The following is a 24269-nucleotide window of genomic DNA, read 5'->3' on the forward strand; positions in this document are numbered from 1 at the left end:
TGAATCGGTCAAACCAGACTCCTTCAACGTCTCGCTGACCATTCACTCAAGGCGTCACCCACCTCAGACTCTCCCACGCCTTCAGCACTCAAGCCCGAATCCCCCGCCTCGAGTCCGACCCCGGACACCGAACGCATGCCGTAGAGTTTGCGGATCAGACTGACGGACAATCCACTGACGTCGATCATCCATTGCATGACTTGCTCAGGGGCGGTATAGCCCTGCATCGCTTTGTGCAGCTCGGGCATCGCCACCAACATGCCGGGATGACAGCGGCGCAAAAAGTGCTCGAGCCCGGTACCGGCATCGACAAAGGGGGCGAAAAGCAGGCACAGCTGTTGTGTTTCATTGAGCCCCAGTACTTGCTGAGCCTCGGCCGACGCCAGGGTCCGAAGCTCAGCCATTGCCTGCGGATTGCCGTAGACCTCCAGCACCTGATCACAAAGCCGCTCTGGCAAACGTCGTTTACGCATCTTCAACAACGCCCGTTGTATGTACTCGTTGAATCCGCTTTCGTAGGCCAGGCCGTTCACGTAGCAGGCCTGCAAGCCCCGCAAATGGGCAGTGAGCACAGGACTGGCGAATTCGTTTTCGCGCAGGTGAACGTCAATTTCATCCGGTTGCAGCCCGAGAAAGTCGGTCAGCAATGGCCAGCGCTCTTCCATGTTGCCGGTCACCAGGTCCTGGATATCGATGTAGTCTGCGCCGCGTCGCGTCTCAAAGCTCTCGCGTGGCCGCCACTCGACCGTTTCATGGCCCGCATAAAGCTCGCGATAACAATCACCGCCCAACTGATCGAGCGCTGAAAACAATCCTTCATAGCTGAAGACTGGATGAGTGATTGCCGGCAGGCCGGCCTTTTGTGCCTCGCGCATCAGGCCGGCCAAAAACTGCTTCTGCTGACGCACGGTTTCGCCGCTGATCAACGCATCGACACCGCCCTCCCATCGGGCCATCTGCGAGTAGAACTCGCCTGTCGCCAGGTAGCCGTCGCCACACGCTTCAAACACCCCGTCAGCCCCTCGCAAATGGCCGAGCATCAGCATGTTGGTGCGATTCAAATCGCGGCCTGCCTCAGACATCGGTGTCACATGGCTGAAGGGCAACACCTCGCGGTTATCGACCATCACCACCTCGACCCGAGGATCGTCGTAGACAAACAGGGCACCGTAGCTGCTATGAATATTCTCCATGATCGTCGGCGTCGTCCCGCCCAGACGTAGCGTGGCGACACGCAGCTGGAAGGTCGCTGGTGCTCTGCCCGCGATACTCAGCTGTGCGGCACGCAGGAATGCCAATGTGTAGCAACTGTCGCGCGTTCCCGAGTGCATCATCAGCACCTTGTAAGTACCGATTCTCTCCATTCCCCCGGCAGCCACCACCAGACGCTGGATCAACAGCTGCAACGCAGTACGTTCCGCGCGAGAAAAGAAACTCAGCAACCGCTGCAAAACTTGCTGGTAGACATAGTTCATCGCTTGATCATGAGTTGTGCTCATTGTCATTTACCTGATATTCAAAAAGTCGGCACCGCACAAACAATCATTTGCTTGCACGACCTGCGATCGATGATGGCTGATTACGGCTTATCGTGAGTATCTGCTGTCAAATGCTAACACTTTGATTGTGGTAACCATTTGAAACGATTGTTAAAGAAATAACATTCACGACCGGGCCGATCGCCCACAACCCCCGAGATAAAGAGCCCCGACGGACCGAGTGGACAGCCTAGGACTATTCCGACAACGTCCCACAGACAATGAGCACAAGAAATAAAGAAACCAGAACAGGGCAATACTTCCGTAACTAACAAGCGAACCGCTTACTTGCCGTGTTTTAACATGAGGTGCAGGTGAGCAGTGGTCCGTATGCATAGCACCCAAACCCGTGCCCGTTAAAAAAATAGGCCCAGCCATGACTCATTCCTTGAGATGAAATTAATCATGCAATTATCAGGGCTTATATGACGATTAGAAGATACAGATCAGGAGCAAAAACCAGTTCAGTTGCTGAACCGGAAGAGGACAAAGAGGCAGGAGAGGATTGCCCGTCCAGCCAAAACGCAAGAGTCCGTCAACACGGACTCTTGCGCAAGCGTCATGCAGGTTCTACTTGAAGCGCCACTCGTTCGTGACACGGACACTCATCCATGTAACGGTGCGCCTGGACAAACTCGCTAAACGGGAAGACCCGGGTCTTGAGTGGCAGCAGTACACGGTCAGCCGTCAACTGGTTGATATCGCGCAAGGCCCGTTGCAGTGCGACCTGGTCCTGAATGATCCCGAGTTCCGGTTTGCCGGTGAAGTTACCGATACAATGCACGAAGAACTGAATGTTTTTCTGGAACGCTGCACAGGCCGGGAACGGAGTCTGGTTGCCGCCTTGCAGGCCATACAGCACCAGGCTGCCACGAGGCGCCAGCACATCACCGAGCATCGACATTTGTGGACCACCGAGGCCGTCGAATACCACGTCGACACCGCGGTTGTCGGTGAGCTTGTTGATCTGCATGAGCAGATCCTGCTCTTCAGTGACGATCACCTTCTCGGCACCCAGGGATAGCAGGTACTCGCGCTCGCTGGCCGTTTTGGTCGCGGCAATGACCCGCACACCCAAGGCCTTGCCCAGTTGCACGAAGGACGGGCCGGCACAATGGCTCGCATCGGTGACCAGTGCAAACTGGCCAGGCTTGACCCGTGCCAGATCAACGTACGCAAAGTAGGCAACCAACAGCGGCGTGTAATGCACAGCCGCTTCGATCGGGCTGAGCACATCCGGATAACGCGTCAGCGCCGAACGCGGCAGCACGATTTGCTCGCCGTAGACGGGATAGTCATTGGGACTTTCTGCCGGGAAGCTCGCGACCTTGTCACCCAGGGCCAGATCATCGACACCTTCGCCGACGGCGGTGACCACGCCGGCCATTTCATGGCCAAGGCCCGACGGCAACCGGGCATGGGAAGACGCCAGGTTCTGGCGCCAGAGGATGTCATACCAACTGATGCCGATCGCTTCGACACGCACCTGCACTTCGCCCGGCGCTGGCAGAGCTGCCGCATGCTCTTCGCATTTGAGCACCTCGGCAGGACCAAACTTGTGAAAACGGATCGTGCGGGACATCGCAAACCTCGTCAAAGTAACCTCTAATGCCCTGAACTCTATCTGGGCTTTCTGACCAAGACCATCAGTGGCTATTAATAGTCGACATGCCTGTCATTGATTCCGCAGCCCCGGCAATACGTCCATCAACGTAGAAAACCGAACCAGCATTGTGGGAAAAATGAATTACTCGGTGCAGAGTAACAGCCTTTCCCCGTAAGATTCATGCCGGCCATTGTTCTCATATGGCTGCTCTCGTCAAGTTTGATGACTCTGCCAGGACCCCAGATGAATCGTAATGACCTGCGTCGTGTCGACCTGAACCTGTTGATCGTGTTCGAAACCCTCATGCATGAACGCAGCGTGACCCGCGCGGCGGAGAAGCTGTTTCTCGGCCAGCCGGCCATCAGCGCGGCGTTATCACGCCTGCGCAGTCTGTTCGACGACCCGCTGTTCGTGCGTACCGGCCGCAGCATGGAGCCTTCGGCCCGGGCGGTGGAAATCTTCGCCCTGCTCTCTCCGGCGCTGGATTCGATTTCGACCGCTGTCAGTCGCGCCGCTGAGTTCGACCCGGCCACCAGCACCGCGGTGTTTCGCATCGGCCTCTCGGATGATGTCGAGTTTGCCCTGCTGCCGATGCTGTTGAAGCGACTGCGTGCCGAGGCGCCCGGCATCGTGCTGGTGGTGCGACGCGTCAACTATTTACTGATGCCTAATCTGTTGGCGTCAGGCGAAATCTCGATTGGCGTCAGCTACACCACAGATTTGCCGGCCAACGCCAAACGCAAAGTCCTACGACGCAGCATGCCGAAACTGCTGCGCGCCGACTCGGTCCCCGGCGCCTTGAGCCTGGACGACTTCTGCGCTCGCCCCCATGCCCTGGTGTCCTTCGCTGGCGACCTCAGCGGCTTCATCGATGAAGAACTGGAGAAACTCGGGCGCAAGCGTCATGTGGTGCTCGCGGTTCCGCAGTTCAATGGTTTGGGGACGCTGTTGGCCGGCACCGATATTCTCGCCACCGTGCCAGACTACACCGCCGATGCACTGACCGCCGCCGGTGGCGTACGCGCCGAAGACCCGCCGCTGCCGATGCGAACCTTCGAGCTGCACATGGCCTGGCGCGGCTCGCAGGACAACGATCCGGGCGAGCGCTGGCTGCGTTCGCGGATTCAGATGTTTTTCGGGGATCCGGACAGCCTTTGAAACGGGCTGACGCGTCAGCCCAGTTTTCCATCAGTTGATCCAGTCAAGGAAGATAAGAAAAATGGAAAAAGCTTTCGCCACCCTGCTTCTGACCTGTCTCTGCACCCACGCACTCGCTGACGGCAACCCTATCGGCTTCCAGTCCTCGACCCTGCCAGACGCGCACAACAAGCGTGCACTGGAGATGGTCGTCTGGTACCCGAGTGCAACCTCTGCCAAACCGCAATTGATCGCCGACAGCCCGGTGTTCGTTGGTGCCCTCGCCGTACGCAATGCGCCAGCGGCTGGCGGCGAACATCCGTTGGTGGTGCTCTCCCATGGCTTCCGTGGCAACTTGGGCAATCAGGACTGGCTGGCCAGCACACTCGCCCACCAAGGTTACATCGTCGCGGCGATCAATCATCCGGGCACCACCACCAAGGATCGCAGCCCTGAAGCGGCCGCCCAGCTGTGGCAACGACCTGCCGACGTGAGCCGGGCCATCGATGCGGTCATGGCTCAGCCGGAACAATTCGGCGCGGTCGCGAAGCGTCGAATTGCAGTGGTCGGTCATTCCCTCGGCGGCTGGACCGCACTGGAAATCGCCGGAGCACGCTTCGATTCCGCGCGGTTTGCCCAAGACTGCAAGGCGCATCCGCAGTTGGCCGGTTGCCGCGTTTACCAACAGATCAACCCCGGCAGCATCCCAGAGTCAAAGACTCGATTAGGCTCTGACCTGAGCGACAAACGCGTCACCGCCATTGTCTCGCTAGACTTGGGCCTGTCACGCGGGTTGACCGATGCGAGCCTCGCGGCGCTGCCGGTTCCGGCACTGGTGATCGCGGCAGGCGTGCCCTCTGAAGACCTTCCCGCGCAGATGGAGTCCGCCGACCTGGCCAAACGGCTGCCGCAAGCCTCGACGCACTACGTAGAGATCAGCGACGCCAGCCACTTCAGTTTCTCGTCTCTGTGCAAACCGGGAGCGGTGAAGTTGCTCGAAGCCGAGGCGCCGGAGGACGGCATAATTTGCCAGGATAGCGACGGCGGGCGATCGCGTGAGGTGATTCATCAGCAAGTGGCGTCGCTGATTACTGGATTTCTGGGTCCGGCGCCTCGTAATGAGCGGTAGCCTTACCCCCGCCTGGTTTCTGACCCACTGACACGATAAAGCCCCGATCAATCGAGGCTTTATCGTTAAATCCAGCGAGAATTCCAGCGTGCCGTGTCGTACCGCCAAGACCTGAGAAAGTCGTAGAACTCTCCCCGCCTCTTGGCTAGCCGACTGTCAGAAATCAACCGATGCTGAAAGCTGAAGGGTACGTGGAGCGCCCAGGCCGCCGGACAGGCCACTGCCGTCGCCGCCATTGTAGGAGCCGAGCCAGTATGCCCGGTTGGCGATGTTCTCTACGTTAGCCCGTAAGGTCACAGGTTTGGACATGACCTTGGTGGTGTACCGACCGCCCACATCGAAAACGGTGTAAGACGGCAACTCCATCCGATGGTCGTCCGTAACGTAGCGACTGCCTACGTAGTTCGTGCCTGCGGTCAAGGTTAGCCCAGGGACCCTCTCCAGATCGTACTCGACCCCAAGTTTGGCGATGATTTTCGGAACGCCGGTCACCTGATTGCCTTCGTTCGACGCTACCAGCGCCTTCGTCAACACCGCCTGCGTGTAGGAAACACCGCCCATCAAACGCAGATCTGGTCGGGCCTCACCGAAGAAGCTCCATTCCACGCCACGGTTGCGCTGCTCACCATTGACGCCAAAAACGTTGGTGACCGGGTCGGTAAAGGTGCTGGGTTTTTCGATCTGGAACACGGCCAACGTGGTGGCGAACGTACCCAGGTCAAGCTTGGCGCCCACCTCATACTGCTTCGTCTGGATCGGGCTCAGGATTTCACCTGGATTGGCTGCGGTCGTCGGAGCCGTCCCCCCCTTGGACAAACCTTCGATGTAGTTCGCGTAGACCGATACATCGTCAGTGACCTTGACCAGCAACGCGGTAGCCGGCGAAACACGGCTCTCGTCGTAGTGAGAGGTCTTGACCCGCGCCGGGGTCAGGTTAGTGCTCTCCACCGACTGACGTCGCACGCCCAGCGTCCACTGGATGCGATCATCAAGGAACGAAAGGGTATCGAGAAAAGCAACACTGCCCAGCTTGTCTTCGGTCCGAGAGGTAACAGCACCGAATTTGCCCAAGGGCGGCGTTGGGCCAAAGTCAAGGTTGTAGTAGTTGGTGGTCACGTAATTGGGGATCTGGAGATCCTTGAAGCTCATCTCCGACTTGTACTGAGTGGCCGCCAGCGACCATTGGTGGCCTACGGGGCCGGTGTCGAAGTTGCCCTTCAGGCCAGCCTCGCCAGATTTCTGGGTGCCCTGCCCATCCGAGCGATAAGCCAGAACATTGATATCACCGGCATTGTTGACCAGCGTGTCGCGCGTCATCAGGGCGTTGCGGCCACCGTCCCTCTGCCCATAGGCCGCAAAGGCGGTGAGCGAGTCATTCAAATCGACCTCGCCTTTGAGCAAGAAGGTTTCGGTGTCGTTGGTGGTGTATGCCCAGTCAGGTGCCAGCGCGTAATCACCTTTCTTCGCGCGGGGTATGTTGGTGACCTTGGGGTTGACCGAGAAAATACCGAAATAGTTCGCGCCCTCCAGATGTTCACGGTGCTTGTAGGCGTCCAACGACAGGCGAATGCGTTCGGCGCGCCAGTCCAGGCCCAGCGCATTGAGCTGCATGTTTTGTTTCTGATCGTCCACCGCGGTGTCGCCGTCGCGGTACGCCCCGTTGTAGCGGATACCAAACTGATTCTGCTCGCCAAAGCGCCGACCCACATCGGCATGTGCACCGTATAAACCATTGGATTCAAAAGAGGTCGTCAGGCGTGTCAGGGGTTCGTCGCCGGCGCGCTTGGGCACCATGTTGATGCTGCCTGCGACGCTGCCATCCGGCGGCATGCCATTCAGCAGCGCGGACGGGCCCTTGAGCACTTCGATGCGTTCAGCCAACTCGGTCGCACCGCGCAGGTTCGGTGCCATGCCGATCAGGCCGTTGTAGGTGATGTCGTTGGCGCTGGTATTGAAACCACGAATGAAGAAGGTTTCGAGGATGGCCCGTTTGGAGGGAACGTTCACCGATGGATCGGTTGCACCGATTACCGAACCGATGTCCTTCGCCTGGTGGTTGCGCACGAAGTCATCGGTATAGCTAATGGCGCTGAAGGGAGTCTCCATAAAGTCCTTGGTGCCCAGCAGCCCGACTCGACTGCCAGTGGCAACCTGGCCTCCCGCATACGCGGGCGGCAGGTCGGCAGGCGCGCCCATAGTGCCCTCCACCGTCGTTTCAGACAGGACGAGGCTACCTTCGCCAGTGCCCGTCGGAGACTGCGGTTCAGAGGCAGGCGCAGCGGTCACAGCCATCGCGCCCCCGGTCAGCCCAAGCAATAGCGCCATGTGTACGGCAGAGAAAGTGCGATTCAAGGTAAACGAAAAAGCGCGTTGCGTAGCCTGCGATGAGTCAGGATTGGCGCTGTGTGGGCGGCCGTGTTCCGACATGCTGGATTCCTTTCGATGCGAAGAATTGAAGTGCATTCATTAGGTTTCCGTACCAGAACGCCAATCCCTCAAACCAAATGATAATAATTTGCATATACCGCACCAAGAACACTCCAAGGGGCTGGATCAGTGACGCCCCCACCAATGACCGAAGCAGCATTCGAAAACCACAAAAAAGGGCCGGTGCCTGAACAGGACCAGCCCTTTGTGCTGCAGATACACGTCGCGAATCAGCCCTCGTAGCCCTGAACCACCTCGTCAGCCATTCGATTGAGACAGGTCACGCTAGCGGTACACAGATACCAGGTCTGAGCATCGACAAAGATGACACGTCCGTTGTTCCAGGCCTTGGTCTTGCGCAGCAGCGGGTTATCCAGGCTCTTGATGTCCAGTGCCGGACGATGCTCCATCACTGCGGTTCGGTCGATTACATAAAGAATGTCGGGATCGGCCTGCTGGATAAACTCATTGGAAATCGGCTGTCCATGCAAACCCGCTTCGATGTCAGCGCTGGCCGGTTTCACGCCCAGGGTGTCGAAGACAAAGCCGTAGCGCGACTTCACGCCGTAGGAGGTGAAGGCGCCGTTGTTATGCAACACGATCAACGCTTTCTCTGGACGTCCTTCGGTGACACGGCGGGTCTGCTCCACCTTGGCGTCCATTTCCGCGACTTTCTGGCGGGCCAGTTCCTCTTTGCCGAGAATGCGTCCCAGGAGGGTCAAATGCTCCTTGGCTGTGCCGATGAAATTGCCTTGTTTGTTGGTCAGGTCCACGTCGTCGTAGACGGTCGGGGCGATCTGGCTGAGTTCCTTATAGCTTTGTGCCTGGAGCGGAGAGATCAGAATCAGGTCGGGCTTGAGCGCATGCAACCGCTCGAGATTGGGCTGGACAGTCGCCCCTACATCCATGACATTCGAGTCGTCACGGTATTTAGCGAGAAAGCTGGTGACGTAGTCCTTGGCGATACCCACCACCGGCGCCTTCAATTGATCGAGTGTATCGAGCTCGCTCATATCGAAGGCCACTACGCGCTCGGGCAGTTTGGTCACCACGGTTGTGCCCAGAGGGTGCTCGATCTTGATCGGCTCGTAGTGCGCCTGTGCACTCACTGGCGGCGTGGCCTCTGCCGCCGGTTTGTCACATCCCTGCAGCCCGGCCGCAACGGCCATTGCCAGTAGCACTCCACAGAATTTGTTCGCGTGATCCGTACTCATATCAGTTCCCTTGAAGGTGATGGGTTGAAGTAGTTGCAGACAAACCCTTGTTCGCTCTGCAGGATTTCGAAATCCAGATCAAAAAGTTCCCGCAGGTGCGCCTCGGTAACCACCTCCGCGACCGGGCCGTGGCAGTGAATTCCCCCGCCTTTCATGGCAACGATATGATCGGAATAGTTGGCCGCGAAGTTGATGTCATGGACCACCAGGATCACTGTGCGGCCTTGCTCATCACACAAGCGACGCAGGGCACGCATGATGTGTACGCCATGCTTCATGTCGAGGTTGTTGAGCGGCTCGTCCAGCAACAGGTAATCCGTTTGCTGGGCAATGGTCATCGCCAGGAACGCCATCTGCCGTTGTCCGCCGCTGAGCTCGTCAATGTAGGAGAGACGCAGGGACTGCAAAGACAAGAACTCGATGGCCTCATCGATAGCCACGCGATCCTGGGCCGTAAGCGCTCCACGGCTGTAGGGGAAGCGCCCGAAGGCGACCAGTTCCTCGACGGTCAGGCGCAGGTTGAAATCCGGGGACTGGCGCAAGGTGGCCACGCGCTTGGCATAGTCGCGAACGGGCACATCCAGAATGCTGCGCCCGCCAATCAGCACGTCGCCCCGGGTCGGCGCCAGCAGGCGAGCGATCAACATCAGCAGCGTGGTCTTGCCCGCCCCGTTTGGGCCGATCAGCGACGTGACCTGCCCCGGTGGAAACCGGACGCTGACGTCACTCAGGACGTGCCGGGGGCCATAGGCCTTGTAAACGTGATTGAGGGCGATCATGGGGTGCCTCGGGTTCGAATCATCAGCGCAAGGAAATACACACCACACACCAGGTTGATGAGAATGCTGACGGAGGTGTTGTAGTTGAATATCTGCTCGACCAGGTATTGGGCGACAATGAAAATGCCAATGGCGATGGCGCAACTCATGGGCAACGTGACCCGGTGCCGAGCGGTTCGGGCAAGCGCATAGGAGATGTTCGCAACGAACACGCCCATGAATGCCGTCGGCCCGACGAGGCTCGTCGAGATCGCCACCAAAATGGCGATAAGTGCCAGTTGAAGTCGCACACTGTGCGGGTAATCGACCCCCAGGGAAATGGCCTGGTCACGTCCCAGGGAAAGCACATCGAGCACCGGCAGGGTTCGTTGGGCGATGCAGCACACCGCCGCGACCAGCACGCCCGAATAGATCACTTGCCCAGGTTGCGCCTTGTTGAAGGAGGCGTAGTTGAACCCTTGGAAAATCGAGAATTCTCCGGGGCTTATCTTCAGCTGGATGAATTGGGTGAACGTCCCCATCACCATGCTCAGCACCAGTCCCAACAGGAGCAGCAGGTACACGTTGTTGCTCCCGTCACGGAACAGCCAGCGGTGAATAAGCCATGAATAGCCGAGCATCAGCAGGACCGACAACAGGACGTTACCGTCACGCTCCAGCAACACCAGGCTCTGGGTGCCCAGCAGCAGAATCAGCAGTGCCTGGAACAGCAGGTAGATTGCCTCATACCCCATGATCGCCGGCGTCAGTATGCGGTTGCCGGCGATGGTCTGGAAAATCACCGATGAATAGGCAATGCACACCCCGGCAATGCACATCGCCGCCAAACGGGTCAGTCGCTTGGGAATGACATAGTCGAAGTCGAAGCCGGCTCCCAACAACAGGAACGCGATCGCCAGCGCCAGAACCAGCAGCCAGAGACCATAACGGGTAGCCACGCGCCTCATGTGTACTTCCTGATCAGCAGCACGAGAAATAACAGGCCGCCCACACTGCCGGCGGTGAGGCCTATGGGCACTTCGAAGGGGTAGATCAGGAGGCGGCCGAGGATATCGCAGGCCAATAGCAAGGACGCGCCACACAAGGCAACGATGGGCAATGTTCGCTCCAGGTTTTCGCCGTAGTGCAGCGCCACCAGGTTGGGAATCACCAGTCCGACAAAGGGGATCGCCCCCACCGTGATGACCGTGGCGGAAACGGTGACCGCCACGAGCATCAGACCTAGCGCCGCATTGGCCGCATAGTTCAAGCCCAGACTGCTGGCCATGCCCTCACCCATCCCCAGTACGGTAAACCGGTGCGCATACAGGTAGGTGAGCACGACAATCGGCAGGATCAGATAGATGATCTCGTAATTGCCCTGCACGATTTTCGAGAAGTCACCGAGCATCCAACCCTGCATGCTCTGCAAGATGTTCTGACGGTAGGCGTAGAACTCGGCGACGGCGCTCAATACGCTGCCATACATCAGACCTATGACCGGAATCATCACCGTATTCTTGAACTTGATACGGCGGATGATCGCGACATAGATCAGGCTTGCGGCAAAGCAGAACGCCAGGGCAAACAGCATCCTGCCGACAGTACCCGCGGCGGGGGCTACCGTCAGTGAAATCAGAATGCCCAGCTTTGCCGCATCCAGCCCGCCGGACGTGGCGGGCTCGACGAACCGGTTACGCACGATCTGCTGCAGGATCACGCCGCAGACGGCCAGCCCTACCCCGGTGAGTATCAGGGCCGCGAGGCGCGGAAGGCGGCTGGCGGTCAGTGTCAGCCAGGCATCTTCGGAAAATGTGAAAAGTGCTGTCCAGGAGACCTGCTTGACTCCCACCATCAGCGAAAGGCAACAGAGCACAACAAACAGGCTCAGCAAGGCTGCACGACTCAAGAATCGTCCTCACTGCCAAATGCCCCGGCAATGCGCCAGCCCTTTGCAGCCCGGCGCTGAGCGAGAAAGTGCGCGTAGAGCCCTGGCTTGGCACTCAATTGCGCGTGGGAACCTTGCTCGCTGATCCGGCCATTATCGAGCACCAGAATCTGATCGGCCATGGCCACCGTCGAGAGCTGATGCGCGATGACGATCAGTGTACGCGTACCACGCAAGCGTGCCAGTGCCTCGGCAATAGCGGCCTGGTTCTCGGCATCGAGCGCAGCAGTGGCCTCATCGACCAACAGAATCGGCGCATCCTTGATCAATGCACGAGCAATGGAAATCCGCTGGCGTTCGCCGCCGGACAGGCGGGCGCCGCCCTCACCCACGGGTGTATCCAGACCTTGAGGCAGTCGTTCGATGATCTCCACGACCCCGGCTTGTCGTGCTGCTTCCATCACCTGGGTATCACTGGCATCGGGTTTGCCAATGCGAATGTTGTCGGCGATGCTGCCCTGGAACAGGTAAGCATCCTGGAAGATCTGACTGATCTGGCCGGCCAGTTGCTCGCCGGACATCTGGCGCACATCCACACCACCGACGATCACAGAGCCTTGAGTCACGTCGAAGAAACGTGCGATCAGCCTCAGCAGCGTGGTCTTGCCCGAGCCGGAAGCGCCGACCAGAGCGGTCATGCTGCCCGGCTCGATACGCAGGCTGACCTCCCGTAATACATCAGTCTGATCCTCGGCATAACGAAAGCTCACGTTGCGCAGTTCGACGGCCCCATCGACGGGTGCCTGTGGCGTCTGCGGTTCAGGCAGCGGCTTGACCGCAAAGATCTCACGCACGGCTCCCAACTGGCCACGCGCGCCACGCAACACCTCGCTATAGCCGGCCACTTCCAGCAACGGATCGATAAAGCGGCTGACCAGCAGCAGTGAAACAATGACCGCGATGACCGATCCCGCCTCCAGGCTTGCGCCCATCAGCTCACCCAGCCATAGCGTGGCGGCCACCAGCAAGGCGGCGAAGCTCGCCTGTACAGCCCAGGCATTGAACACCACCGACATCGCCGAGACGTGAATCAACCGTCTCGCGGAGTCCTGCTGGCGCCCGATGGCCTGTTCAAGAAACTGAGTACCACCGTCCTCGCCATTGAACGCCCGCAGCACCGATTGCGCCTGGGCGAACTCGACCATGCGCTGGCTGGTGTGGGCAGCGTTGTACTGGAAGTCCTGGTCGGCACGCTGCCCCAAGCGAGCGGTCAATACAAAGACACCCAACAGGATCGGCAGCGTTACGAGCGCGATCAGGCCCATCTGCCAGTGCAAAGCGAACAGTGCAATCAGGATCACTACCGGCGTGACTACGCCGGTAATCAGCGGCGTGAAAACGTGGGCGGGAAGCTGAGCCATTTCCATCATGCCCTGGGACGCGACATGGCTTAGCCGCGCGGTGTTTTGTGCGCTGAACCAACCCACCGGCAAACGCGCCACATGGTCGCCGAGCCGATGGCGGCCCCGCTGGAGAACGGCGATGCCGACACGGATCCCGGCTTTCTCCACTGTGCGTCGTAGCGCCCAGCAAATCACCACGCCGATCACCAACGCGATCAACCATTGCCCCGCTGCGCGCGTTTCACTGCCCAGCAGGCTGGTGAGTATCGGCACCAGGGTGACAATCGTCAGCCCGCAGAGCAGGCCGTAGACCAGCGTCATATAGAGATAGCGCCGCAGCACCGGGGCATCGTCACCCAACAGTTGAATAAAGGTTCTCAGCATGACGGCACCGCCTGTTCCTTGGCCTGTTCGTAGCCGCCCAGTGCCCACAGTCGGGCGTAGCGGCCTTTGCGGGCGAGCAGTTCGTGGTGACGTCCCTGCTCACAAATCGTACCGTTGTCGATCAGAATGATCCGGTCGGCGTGCATCACCGTATCGAGCCGGTGAGCGATCACCATCAAGGTGCGGCCCCGGGCGAATCGCGATAGCGCTTGCTGGAGCTTCACCTCGTTCTCGGCATCGGCTGCCGCCGTGGCTTCATCAAGCACCAGCACCGGCGGGTCCAGCAACACGGCGCGGGCGATACTCACGCGCTGTAACTCGCCGCCGGAGAGCTGCACATCCTCACCGATCACCGAGTCATAACCGCGCGGCAAGGCGAGGATGCGCTCGTGAATATTCGCGGTGCGCGCGGCGTTTTCGATTTCCTGCTGGCTGGCCGATGGCCTGCCCAAGGCAATGTTGTCGCGCAGGCTGGCATGGATCAGGCGCACTTCCTGCAACACAAAACCGATGCGCCGGTACAACTGCGCGCTCTCGATCTGCCTGATGTCGACGCCGCCCAGCGTAATGCGCCCTTCAGTCGGATCGAAGAAGCGCAGCAGCAGGCGTGCCAATGTCGACTTGCCGGAGCCGGAAGCACCGACAATCGCCGTCACGGTGCCGGGCTTGAGGGTGAAGCCAATGTCCTTGAGCACCGGGTTCTGGCCGTCGTAGCTATAGCCGAGTTGCTCGACGCGAATTTCGGCATTTTCAGGCAACTGCCGGGATTCGCCCACCAGGGTTTCCAGTACCGGCGTTTCCAGTAGCCCGTGCACACGCTGGGCAGCGGCGGTAGCATTGTTCAGGTCGTGAGTGATGTAGCTCAACAGCAGCAGTGGCGCACAGATGCCCGGCGCCACCAAGGCGAAGGGCAAGACTTCGACCGGCGTGATCCAGCCCAGGCTCACCAACAAAGTGCCAAAGGCCAGCACCACCCCGAGTACCGCAACCGGGGTAACCATTGCATGGGCGTTGGCCATCGCACTGACCAGCGGCCGAGTGAAGTCGGTGAACGCTTCGGCGAAGGCATCCACCGCGTCACGGTAACTGCCATGGGCCTTGCCCTCGACACCGAAGGCCTTGACCACGGGAATGCCGTTGACGAACTCGACCACTGCGTTGTTGATACGCGCCATACCGGCACCGAACGATTGCATGTTCGCCCCACTGGCCTTGGTTGCCCTGGAGAAAAACAGGAAAAACAGCGGGAATGGCAGCAGAGAGACAATCGCCATGCGCCAGTCCATGGCAAACAGGTACAGGATGGCGATGAGGATCGCACCAACGGTACGGCCCAGCGTGGTAAAGAAATGCGCAGTCAGGCTGTGCAGCGTACCGATGTCATCCTGCATTGCCTGTTTGACTTCACCCGAAGCCCGACTGGTAAACCAACCCAGCGGCACCTTGGCCAGTCGACGAGTAATCGCCAAACGCAAATGGCCGGTGATGTGATTGTCGGCCAGGTGCGCAACCATCTCGCCCACCGAAATCAACGTCATGCCGAGGAACAGGCACACCAGGCTGACGCTGATAACCCGCCAGACCTGACTCTGCATCTGGACCCAGCCGGTAGCGACCTCGGCCTGCCCCATCGAGAACTGTGCGATATGGGCGATGCCGGCCAGTGGCACCATCGTCAGCATGGTCCCGATGGCGGCCAGTACCGCGGCGACAATCAGCCGGCCGCGTACGGGTTTCAGTATCCGGGATACCGAGCCGGCGGCGGGTTTGTCTTTATCACTCATGAGCTCTCCTGAATAACCACTGGCGACAGCCTGAAGGCATGCCTGACTTCCTTTGTGTTCGAGCGTTTTGCGCGTTGCGTACCTTTATTCCGAACGGCGACGCAAAATCCTCAATCGAAATGCGGATTAATCCGTTCGCCGCCATGAATCGAACGACCGGTCACAGGCCCGACCCCGATGCGAATGGGTGACAGGCCCGAAGGCCCGCAGCGATGTACTTCTCGACGGAGGACACCGACACCTTCAACTCGGCCGCGATATCCCGGTGACCCATGCCGTGCAACTTGCACAGCAGCAACGCTTCACGGGCCTTGAGTGGCTTGTTATGCAAGGCAACATCGATCTGTGACAGGGCCTCGGATGCCAGCGCACGAACCTCTTCTGATGGCACCTGAGGCTCGGCTTGCTGCATCAGCCCTTCCAGATGGCTGGCCTCCAGATGTCGGCGGCGATACAGATCTATCACCATTCCTTTGGCGATTTGAGTCAGATGACGGCGTGAATTCTCGGTCGAGGGAACCCGGCCCTTCCTGATGAGATTGAGATACACGTCATGGGCCAGATCCGCGGCATCCACCGAATTGCCCAGCTTGCGACGCAACAAACTGCACAACCAGCGGTGGTGATCGACATACAGCTTTTCAAATTGCTCCTGGGACGCGAACGCTCCGTTGTCCACAACACCTCTCCTGAGACGATGGTCTTCGCGATCAGATTTTGACTAATGCGAATAGGTATGATTATTATTTATCATCATACGGTGTTCATAGAGCCCCTGCAATGCGACCTCATTGCAACTCCTTTGATGCCCGGAAGCCTGGGCGTTACACCAGACCGAGGATCGGTCTGTCGGCACTCGGTGCCACCTCTACTTCTTACTGTTCAGTTTGATAAGGCGGGAAATTTCCATGATGGAACTCAGTCCAGATTCGTTACCGAAGCTCTCTGTCAACGGTCACGAGGAACATATCTGGCTCTTGCAGCAGCAATACCCCGAACGCATCCTCAAACACCTCTGCGCCTGGCGGCTCGACGCTGATGTCGATCTTTCAAGGCTCGAGTTGGCGATCAAGACCGTCATCGAGACACTGCCCGATCTGAATGCGCGCTATCAGTTCAACGACGACGGCGAGGTGGACAAAGTCCACGCCAGTGACTGGAAATCCTGCGTCGAACTCATTCGCTCACACTCCGACGCCGAAGCCACCGAGCAATTGCTCTCGCGGCAAGCGGCATCGTGGGACGCGCAAAGCCAGCCACCGTTCAAGGCGCTGATGATTCAAACCAGGCAGAACGTTATCCTGGCGTTCGTGATCCATCAGATCCTCGACCAGACCTGCCAGGAGATCGAACTGTATCGCGGGGTCCTGAACGCCTATGTCGGTCACTCGACCAGCGACACCCCCTGGTTGCGCCGTCAGGCCGATGGCAAGGATGCAGCGCCAGCAGCCAGTGCGCCCAACGCCCGGCCAGCGGCCAACAGCAGTGAAGTGGCGACAATTATCCTTGGCGAATTCCGTGGTGCCCTGGCTGAGCCCGACATGCAACTTACGGATGACTTCTTTGATTTCGGCGGCCACTCCCTGCTGGCCACCCGTATCATTGGCAAGCTATTGAGCAGCCACGGCATCGAAGTCCAGTTCAATGACTTTTTCAGCGCCCCTACCGCCGAGGCCCTGGCATCACGGGCCCACGTCATTGCGCATGACAACCCGGCAGCGTCTGCGCCAGGCCTGCCGCAAGACGTGCAGCGGGCGCCTTTCGCGCTGGCCCAGGCCTCCCTCGGGCGGGCCTATGTCGCCTATGGGTTCGGGACGATTTTCAACCTGCCCTTTGCCTTGGACTTCCTCGATAACGTGGATGAAGCGCTGTTCGAGCAAGCCTTCAGCGACCTGCTCATACGCCATGCCAGCCTGCGTACTACCTTCCACTTCCAGGACGCTGAGGCGTACCAGCAAATCGTGCCGATCGCGCAACTGTCCCGCTACAAATGGTTCTGGCCCAGCCATGAGAGCCGAGAGGCAACACTGGAAAGCGAAGCCGCTTATCAGTTCGACCTGGCCCGCGAACTGCCCCTCAGGGTTCGCTTCATTTACGACTCGCAGCGCAAGCGCCAAACCCTGTCTTTGCTGATCCATCACATGGCCATTGATGAATGGTCGCTCAACGTCATGATGGAAGAACTGGCCCTGGCCTACCTCGCCCGTGCCGCCGACAAAGCGCCGGCCTGGGAAGCGCCTGCCCGCTCATTCCACGAGTTCGCCGTGCAAGAACAAAGTACCGGCGTCAATCAGAAGCATCTCGACTATTGGACGAGCCTGTTGCGTGATGCAACCCGCGGCTTGACACTGCCCTCCCCTGATCATCAGGCGAGCGCGCCTGCCGAAGCCGCTTCGACGAAGGCTCAATGGTTCGAAATCAAACCCGACCAGGACCTCACCGATAGCCTGTATGCCTTCGCCAGACAGAACAACTCGTCGCTGTTCGGCGTGGTCTATACGGCCATTGCGTTGTCCCTGCATAAACTGGGTGGCTTGCAGGATCTGGTGATCGGCACATCGGCTTCCGGACGCACCGACCCCGGTTTTTACGAAACGGTCGGTTACTTCACCACCATGGTCGCGCACCGGGTGCAGTTCGATCCTCAGCAGACAGTGGGTACTCTGATCGAAAACGTCACCCACCTGATCAATGACTCCATGGCCTATGCCGATGTGCCGATGGAGACGATTCAACAAGCCTTGGGCATGACCGCTGCGGACGGCCTGCTGTTCGACGTCTATATCCAGATTCATGCCAACAACGCCTTGAACGGTACCCTGAGCACGCCAGAGGCAGGAACGATCCGCTATCGACAGATTGACCCGGACAAGAACCAGTCGATGTTCGGTATTCAGTTCGAGATCCTGGAAAACCTGATCGACGGCAAACGCTCACTGCGTCTGGTGATCACCTACCGTTCGGAGCGTTACAGCACCGAACAGATGGCACGCCTCAGCGCAATGATCGATCACGTGTTCGCACGCTTCACAACGCCAGATGCCGCCGGCATCGCCCTGAATCATATCCGCGCATAACCCTCAATCAGGGTCTTGGTAACGCCAAAAGTGTTAACAAGACCCTGCACATCAAGCTCTACGTTTCATGCATTCCGTAGCGCTGGAACGATGAGCGCTTGGGCAAGCGGTAGTGCGTTCGACCGAGTAACCGGTTGGCAATTGTCGCATTGCGAATGGCCGCTACCCCGAGATCCGGCGAACCAACACCATGCTGGAAGATCTCCGCATTCTGCACAAAAATACGGCCCGTGCCTTCGTCGCAGCGGCGCGCCGTAAAATCTTCCTGGACGATACAGTCGCCGAATTCATCGGTTTCAAGCACAACACCTTTGAGCCTTTCAAACCACTGCGGCCAGGCATGCCCGTATCCCGTCGCCGCAACAATGGCATCGGCCTCAAGGGTGCTGGTCTGATCCAGTTCGCGGTGCCGGTAGGCAATTCGCAGCGTGCCGTCGACATCCTCCACGGTCTCGACCTCGCAGTTGGAAAGCAACGTCAGACCCGTATCAGCGCCGCCAATCGAGCGTTCGTAGATCAGGTCGTAGATCTGGGCAATGGTCGAAAAACTGATGCCCTTGTATAGCAACCCCTGCCCCGCAACGATATCTCGGCGACGCTCCCGTGGAATACTGTGGAAGTACTCCATGTAGGATGGCGTAAAGCACTCCTGCCCAAGTTTTGAATACTCCATGGGATGGAAGCCCGGCGAACGCGTAATCCAGCGAATCGAAGCACCGACCGCGATTCGTTCGGGGGTCAACTCGTTGAACAATGCCAGCACGCACTCCGCCGCACTCTGCCCGGAGCCAATCACCGTGACCCGCCGGCACTGCGCCAACTGCTCCTGCCTTTTGCCGAACTCCGCCGAATGCATGACCAGCGCCGCGCTCTTGAGCTGGGCCCATTTCGGTAACAACGGCACGGTGCCAACACCAATCGCCAGGTCCCGGCTGTAGTAACGGCGTTTGAAGCCGGACACGGACTGGCTTTCAATCAGGAATCGGTCAACGCTCGCGTCATAGCTCACATCACAGATGTCTTCGCCGAAGTGGCAGGCAGGCAGCTGCTGCGACGCCCATCGGCAGTAATGGTCGTACTCGCGCCGCGGCACCTGAAAGTTCTCGTAGTAATAGAACTGATACAGGCGATCGTGCTGATGCAGGTAGTTCAGATAACTTAGTGGATGCGTGGGGTCAGCCATCGTCACCAGGTCCGCCAGGAAGGGAACCTGAAGCGTCGTGCCTGGCAAGAGAAGTCCTTCATGCCAGCGAAATTCCGCTTTGCGATCAAGGAAAATACCCGTCACGCCCGGGTGTCTGGACAGTAATGCAGCCAACCCGAGATTAAAGGGCCCGATGCCAACTCCGGCAATATCTACAGTGGGTATATCCGTCATCCGATCCATCTCCAAAGGGACTGCTGTCTGGATAGAAGGGAGCACGCTCTGTGGTGCCCCACTCCATTCATTTCAATATTATTCAGAGGCGCTCACGAACCTTCAGCCATGAGCAGCCGTTCGACGTCTTGTGCATTGCGGCAGCGCAGCAATTGCCCGGGTGAAAGCACCACCGAAAAGTCTTCCTGGAACCGCGCCGAAATGGCTTTCAAATGCTGGGGACGCAACCCCAGGCTGATGAAGTCCACCGCGTCATTGACCCCGTCTTCCAACGGGCGGCCCAGTACACTCAAGTAGAGGTCCAGCACCTTGCTTCTCTTGGTCGAGATGATCCTGGCGGCAGGCTCGGCCACTTCATTCGCCGGCGCAGTGAGCAGGCTGCGGGCCCGCTGGCGATCAGGCTTGCCGTTTTGCGACAGCGGCAACTCATCCACGCTCAAGAACCGCGTGGGTACATGGGAGTGCGGCAGATGTTGGCGGGCATAGTTGCGCAACTCGGTTGCCGTCAGCTCTGCGGCACCCTGCTGGCCGACATACAGCGCACCGATGCAAACCTCCCCCCGACGCTGCTCGCCATAATCCACGACCAGCACGTGCCTGACCGATGGGTGATTGATCAGTTCGATCTCGATATCCGGGAGCGACACCCGTACACCGCGAACTTTCACATAGCCGTTGACTCGACTGTCGAAGATCAAGGTGCCATCGCGACGGTAACGACCACAGTCACCGGTGCGGAAAGCACGAACAGCCTGGCCATGTTCATCGCTGACGGTCACGAACTCGCTCTGTGTCAGCTCGCCGTTTTCCAGGTAGCCCAGTGCGAGATTGACACCAGCCGTGTGAATTCGGCCGACAACGCCCGCCGGACAGTGCTCACCCTGTGAATCAAGAGTGAAGTAACGGTTACCGGGCAAGGGCCTGCCGTAGGGGATCAGCGCTTGGTCATCGGCAGTGATCTCGTGCCAGATACTCCAGATGGTTGTCTCCGTCGGCCCCCCAAGGGAGATCAGCCGGGAAGCCGGCAGCAGCGCGCGCAGCTCGGCGATCACGGCGGGCTTGATGTAGTCACCACCCTGCGCAATCAGGCGCAGGCTCTTCAAGTCATGGGCGGCGCGGCAAGACAGGAGCATCTCCAGGATGGCCGGCACCGAACACCACAACGTCACCTGATGCCGGGCAATCAACTGATTCCAGCGCACCGCATCCTTTTCCTCGCCCTGGCCAGGAAGTACCAGCGTTGCCCCCGCTGTCAGGCAGCCCAACACGTCGAAAACCGACATGTCATGGTGAAGCGGGGTTACGGACATGAACACATCGCGCTCGGTCACGGCCCAGCGCTCAAGGGTGCTGCCAATGACATTGGCGGTGGCTCGGTTGCTCAGCACCACACATTTGGGCTTTCCGGTGGTGCCCGAGGTATAGAGGTAATAGGCCGGCGCCTCGCTTGACGACAGGTCCTCCATCACCGGTGGAACCTGGGCTTGCGCTGCCAGCAGCTCATCGGGTGTCGCGTAAGGATGCTCAACAGACTCGCCCTGGGTGATCACCACCAGATCAGGTCGACAGTTTTCCAGCAGGAACAGCCGTCGCTCCTCAGGTGCCGAGGCATCGATGGGAACCCAGATCAAGCCCGTCAGTGCACAGGCCAACGTCACCATCGTGTGCTCCGGGCTACGGGGCAGGCATATGGCAACCACATCGTGCCGAGAAAGCCCGCGCGCTTGCAACGCAGTGATCACCCGGCATACGCCGTCGCCAAGCTCGGCATAACTGATTTGCCGGTCGCCGCTGATGAGGGCGATTCTGGCGTTGCTACGATCAAAGATATTGCTCGCGATCCGCCCGAGAAACGCTGCGTGGCACGCCTCGGTCACCGGGCTATTCAGCCGGTAGTGTCGCCTGTCGATAATCGTCGGGGCATCAATGGCAAAAACACCGTTTGCCGTGATCTGACCGATCGCCCTTTCGAAGGCACTCAAGATATCGCTGACCACCGCCGGATCCAGTACTTCGCGCGCATAGTCGATGTCGAACACCAAGGCACCCTCGGCGTTGGCCGAGAAGCGGATATCCATCGCCACCTGCGGTGTCTGGGTCAGTCCGTTACACAGACTCATGGGACTGTCCGTCGGCGAGACCGGCCAGGAAAAACCGTTGGTAATCACCACGGGCAGGACGGGCCCCGGGCCGTGGGATTCGAACAGCAACCGGGCAAGGTCAACCCCTGAAAAGGCCAGATGTTGCAAACCTTCCAGCACATCGACTTGCAGCTGGGTAGCCCGCTGCGCAAAACCGTCTGGATCGGAGCTCCAATTGACCGCGATAAAGCTTGAGCGATTGGCAAAGGCACCACTCGTTTGCGGAGCAACAGGCACCGCGACACACACTCCCCCCTCATCGACCCAGTGGGAAAGCACTTCCAGCACCAGCGCCATCAGGGCGGAATTCTTGAACAGCCGTTGCCGCGCTCCCAGTTTGCAGAACGCGCTGAACGCGGCCTTGGGTACCAACAGACTCTGTCGCTCATAGCGAGAAGCGCCCACCTGGTCCAGCGGGGTGATCCACGGCAAACGTGGAGCGCCGCTCACGGAGGCGAGTTTGGCTTTCCAATAAACAGCATCCGCCTTGCGTTGGCGGACGAGGTCTTCTGGCTCGGGCGTAACCTCGGTGAACGGCTCCTCGCCGACCACACCGTCGAACAGTTCAACCATGAGGGTTGCGATCGATCGCCCATCGAGAATCAATGCATCAAGGCGCACAAAAACGCTCAGATGACCTTCCGGGAGCAGGAAGACCGTGACATTCCAGGGCGAGTGATCCAGTTCGAACAGCGCATGCGCATAAGCCTCACGACGCGCCTCAACATAGCCAAGCGCAGCTTCTGGCGACAGAGCCGTGAGGTCGACTTCCTGCAGGTTTATCTGCACCTCATCACTGACAAACTGCACGAGCTTTTGCGTATCGATCCGTGTTCTCAGGCTTTCGTGGCGCCGGACCATCCCGGCCAAACGGCTTCGCAGCAGAGCAGGATCCACAGAGCCGCGGTATTCGCGAAACTCCTGCATGGCCACGCCGCCCAGCGGCATCTGCGGGCTGCGCCCAAGCAGATAGGCCTGCTGAAGAGCGTTCAGCGGCAGCCTGCGCTGAGAAAACGGTAGATCCAGGACAGCGGAGCAGACTGACGCCTCACGCACGATCGCCACGAAGCGTTCGAACAGATCCGACACCCAGGCTTGTGGCAGAGCATCAAGGCGAATATCCCAATTGATCAATATGCCGCCGTCGGCGCAGGCGATCTGCGCGTCGAGTGCAACCTGGGGACCTTGGGAGATCACCCAGTTCATCGGCCCGAAGACCCGCCGGACGCGCTCCGAGAGAAGATCGCCGCCCGGCATGTCGAGCGCTGCGGTAAACACCACCGGTGCCAGTTGCGGCGAACCATGATGACGAGATAGATCGCGCATCAGATTCACCCCGGGATAGGCGCTATGTTCAAGCAAGTCGACCATTCTTTTCGCCATCTGCGTGCAAAGGGCTGCAGGGTTGCGGGCCGACTCGATATCCACATCGAGAATCAGCACGTTGGCAAAATCACCGACTACCCGCTCGACGTCATCCACCAGTGGCGGACGCCAGAACGAGGGCACATTGAGGCGGAATTTCCGGTCCCCTGTCTGCGCCCCGAGTACCGCCGCGAAAAGCCCCATCATCAAGGTCGACAGGGTCATTCTTCGCTCACGGGCCAGACGCTGCAGCGCCTGACGTTCATCAGGGTCAAGCCATGTGCTTAATCGATGGCTGCGGGCTTGATCAGGTTGAACCTCGAGAAACGGCAATGTGGGCGCAGGAGCGATTTCAGCCAAGCGCTCACGCCACCAAATACGGTCTCGTTCCCGGGCGACTTTGAGCGCGGTGTCGGTACGTGCCTTGTCATACCAATCGAAGAAAGCAGGCGTGCGTGGAACCGGTCCGTCGGGGTCGTCATAAAACCGTGCGAGGTCTTCGATTAACGTGCGAAAACTCGATGGGTCGATGGCGATCATGTCCGTATCGACGTGCAAGCGGAACTCATCGTCTGCCAGCAGGCTGACCGAGAAACGGACGCCCGGGCAATGGCCGAGATCAAGCTGCTGATGAGTCCATTCCTCGCGCCTGCAGAGCAGATGCCGCACTACTTCCGACTCGGTCATCGAGCGTAGATCTTCGACTTCCAGCTGCGGTGACTGGTCCATCGAAGCAATGGATTGCAGGCCATCCGCATTCAGCCGGACCCGCAGCATGGGATGCAGCCGGCATACCCGTTCAAGCGCCGTGCGCAGCCGTTCCAGGTCAATGGAACGACCATCGAACTCGGCATAAAGATGAGCCGAAACTCTCCCTAAAGACGCATGAGCAGCGCGCCCGATCCAACAGGCGGCTTGCATTGAAGTTAACTCTCTCATGGCTCACTCATGTGATTGACAAATCTAAATGATTAGCGTCCCATAATAGAAACGATAATGATTATATTTCAAGACTTAATTTTTTACCCATAGGCCACGGA

15 protein-coding genes are annotated in these 24269 nt (G+C 59.0%); 3 read left to right on the top strand and 12 right to left on the bottom strand.

Annotated features, from left to right (window positions below; all coding sequences use genetic code 11):
* Positions 1 to 23: 23 nt before the first annotated feature.
* Both FPT12_RS09645 and FPT12_RS09650 read right to left on the bottom strand, forming a co-directional pair.
* Positions 24 to 1499: a hypothetical protein gene (locus FPT12_RS09645; protein WP_145016018.1), complete on the bottom strand. Its 1476-nt coding sequence runs from the start codon at positions 1497 to 1499 to the stop codon at positions 24 to 26.
* Positions 1500 to 2097: 598 nt separating this feature from the next.
* Positions 2098 to 3120, bottom strand: a complete 1023-nt coding sequence (locus tag FPT12_RS09650; RefSeq protein WP_145016020.1) for a zinc-dependent alcohol dehydrogenase family protein — start codon at positions 3118 to 3120, stop codon at positions 2098 to 2100.
* 267 nt (positions 3121 to 3387) lie between these two features.
* Here FPT12_RS09650 and FPT12_RS09655 point away from each other — a divergent pair, with 267 nt between their 5' ends.
* Positions 3388 to 4302 carry a LysR family transcriptional regulator gene (locus FPT12_RS09655; protein ID WP_145016022.1) on the top strand — a complete coding sequence of 305 codons (915 nt, stop codon included), beginning with the start codon at positions 3388 to 3390 and terminating at the stop codon, positions 4300 to 4302.
* A 61-nt stretch (positions 4303 to 4363) separates the two neighbouring features.
* A complete protein-coding gene (locus FPT12_RS09660; RefSeq protein ID WP_145016024.1) occupies positions 4364 to 5410 on the top strand; it encodes an alpha/beta fold hydrolase in 1047 nt (348 codons plus the stop codon).
* 156 nt (positions 5411 to 5566) lie between these two features.
* Here FPT12_RS09660 and FPT12_RS09665 read toward each other — a convergent pair whose 3' ends face one another.
* From FPT12_RS09665 to FPT12_RS09700, 8 genes are all read right to left on the bottom strand, one after another.
* Entirely contained in the window at positions 5567 to 7837 is a 2271-nt protein-coding gene (locus FPT12_RS09665) for a TonB-dependent siderophore receptor (RefSeq protein ID WP_218570718.1), read from the bottom strand.
* A gap of 230 nt (positions 7838 to 8067) precedes the next feature.
* Positions 8068 to 9051, bottom strand: coding sequence for a siderophore ABC transporter substrate-binding protein (locus FPT12_RS09670; protein ID WP_145016026.1), 984 nt, complete (start codon positions 9049 to 9051; stop codon positions 8068 to 8070).
* On the bottom strand, positions 9048 to 9830 hold the full coding sequence (locus FPT12_RS09675; protein WP_145016028.1) for an ABC transporter ATP-binding protein: 783 nt from the start codon (positions 9828 to 9830) through the stop codon (positions 9048 to 9050). Before FPT12_RS09675 ends, FPT12_RS09670 begins: the two co-directional genes overlap by 4 nt.
* Positions 9827 to 10777, bottom strand: a complete 951-nt coding sequence (locus FPT12_RS09680; protein ID WP_145016030.1) for an iron chelate uptake ABC transporter family permease subunit — start codon at positions 10775 to 10777, stop codon at positions 9827 to 9829. Before FPT12_RS09680 ends, FPT12_RS09675 begins: the two co-directional genes overlap by 4 nt.
* Positions 10774 to 11718, bottom strand: a complete 945-nt coding sequence (locus FPT12_RS09685; RefSeq protein WP_145016032.1) for an ABC transporter permease — start codon at positions 11716 to 11718, stop codon at positions 10774 to 10776. The genes FPT12_RS09680 and FPT12_RS09685 overlap by 4 nt, the downstream gene beginning before the upstream one ends.
* Positions 11715 to 13484: an ABC transporter ATP-binding protein gene (locus FPT12_RS09690; protein WP_145016034.1), complete on the bottom strand. Its 1770-nt coding sequence runs from the start codon at positions 13482 to 13484 to the stop codon at positions 11715 to 11717. Before FPT12_RS09690 ends, FPT12_RS09685 begins: the two co-directional genes overlap by 4 nt.
* Positions 13478 to 15268 (bottom strand): ABC transporter ATP-binding protein, encoded by a 1791-nt coding sequence (locus FPT12_RS09695; protein ID WP_145016036.1) that lies wholly within the window; start codon positions 15266 to 15268, stop codon positions 13478 to 13480. The genes FPT12_RS09690 and FPT12_RS09695 overlap by 7 nt, the downstream gene beginning before the upstream one ends.
* Before the next feature lie 160 nt (positions 15269 to 15428).
* Complete coding sequence (locus tag FPT12_RS09700; protein ID WP_145016038.1) at positions 15429 to 15947, bottom strand: sigma-70 family RNA polymerase sigma factor; 519 nt, start codon at positions 15945 to 15947, stop codon at positions 15429 to 15431.
* A 229-nt stretch (positions 15948 to 16176) separates the two neighbouring features.
* Here FPT12_RS09700 and FPT12_RS09705 point away from each other — a divergent pair, with 229 nt between their 5' ends.
* The gene (locus tag FPT12_RS09705; RefSeq protein ID WP_145016039.1) at positions 16177 to 18345 is read left to right on the top strand and encodes a condensation domain-containing protein; all 2169 of its coding nucleotides are present in this window, start codon (positions 16177 to 16179) and stop codon (positions 18343 to 18345) included.
* Between the two features lie 58 nt (positions 18346 to 18403).
* Here the strand turns inward: FPT12_RS09705 and basC are convergent, their stop codons facing one another.
* Positions 18404 to 19723 (bottom strand): putative histamine N-monooxygenase, encoded by a 1320-nt coding sequence (gene basC, locus FPT12_RS09710; protein ID WP_145016041.1) that lies wholly within the window; start codon positions 19721 to 19723, stop codon positions 18404 to 18406.
* A 92-nt stretch (positions 19724 to 19815) separates the two neighbouring features.
* Positions 19816 to 24150 (bottom strand): amino acid adenylation domain-containing protein, encoded by a 4335-nt coding sequence (locus FPT12_RS09715; protein WP_256676689.1) that lies wholly within the window; start codon positions 24148 to 24150, stop codon positions 19816 to 19818.
* Positions 24151 to 24269: the final 119 nt, after the last annotated feature.

The sequence above is a fragment of the Pseudomonas sp. H3(2019) genome (assembly GCF_007713465.1).
In the GTDB taxonomy this organism is placed as follows: Bacteria; Pseudomonadota; Gammaproteobacteria; order Pseudomonadales; family Pseudomonadaceae; genus Aquipseudomonas.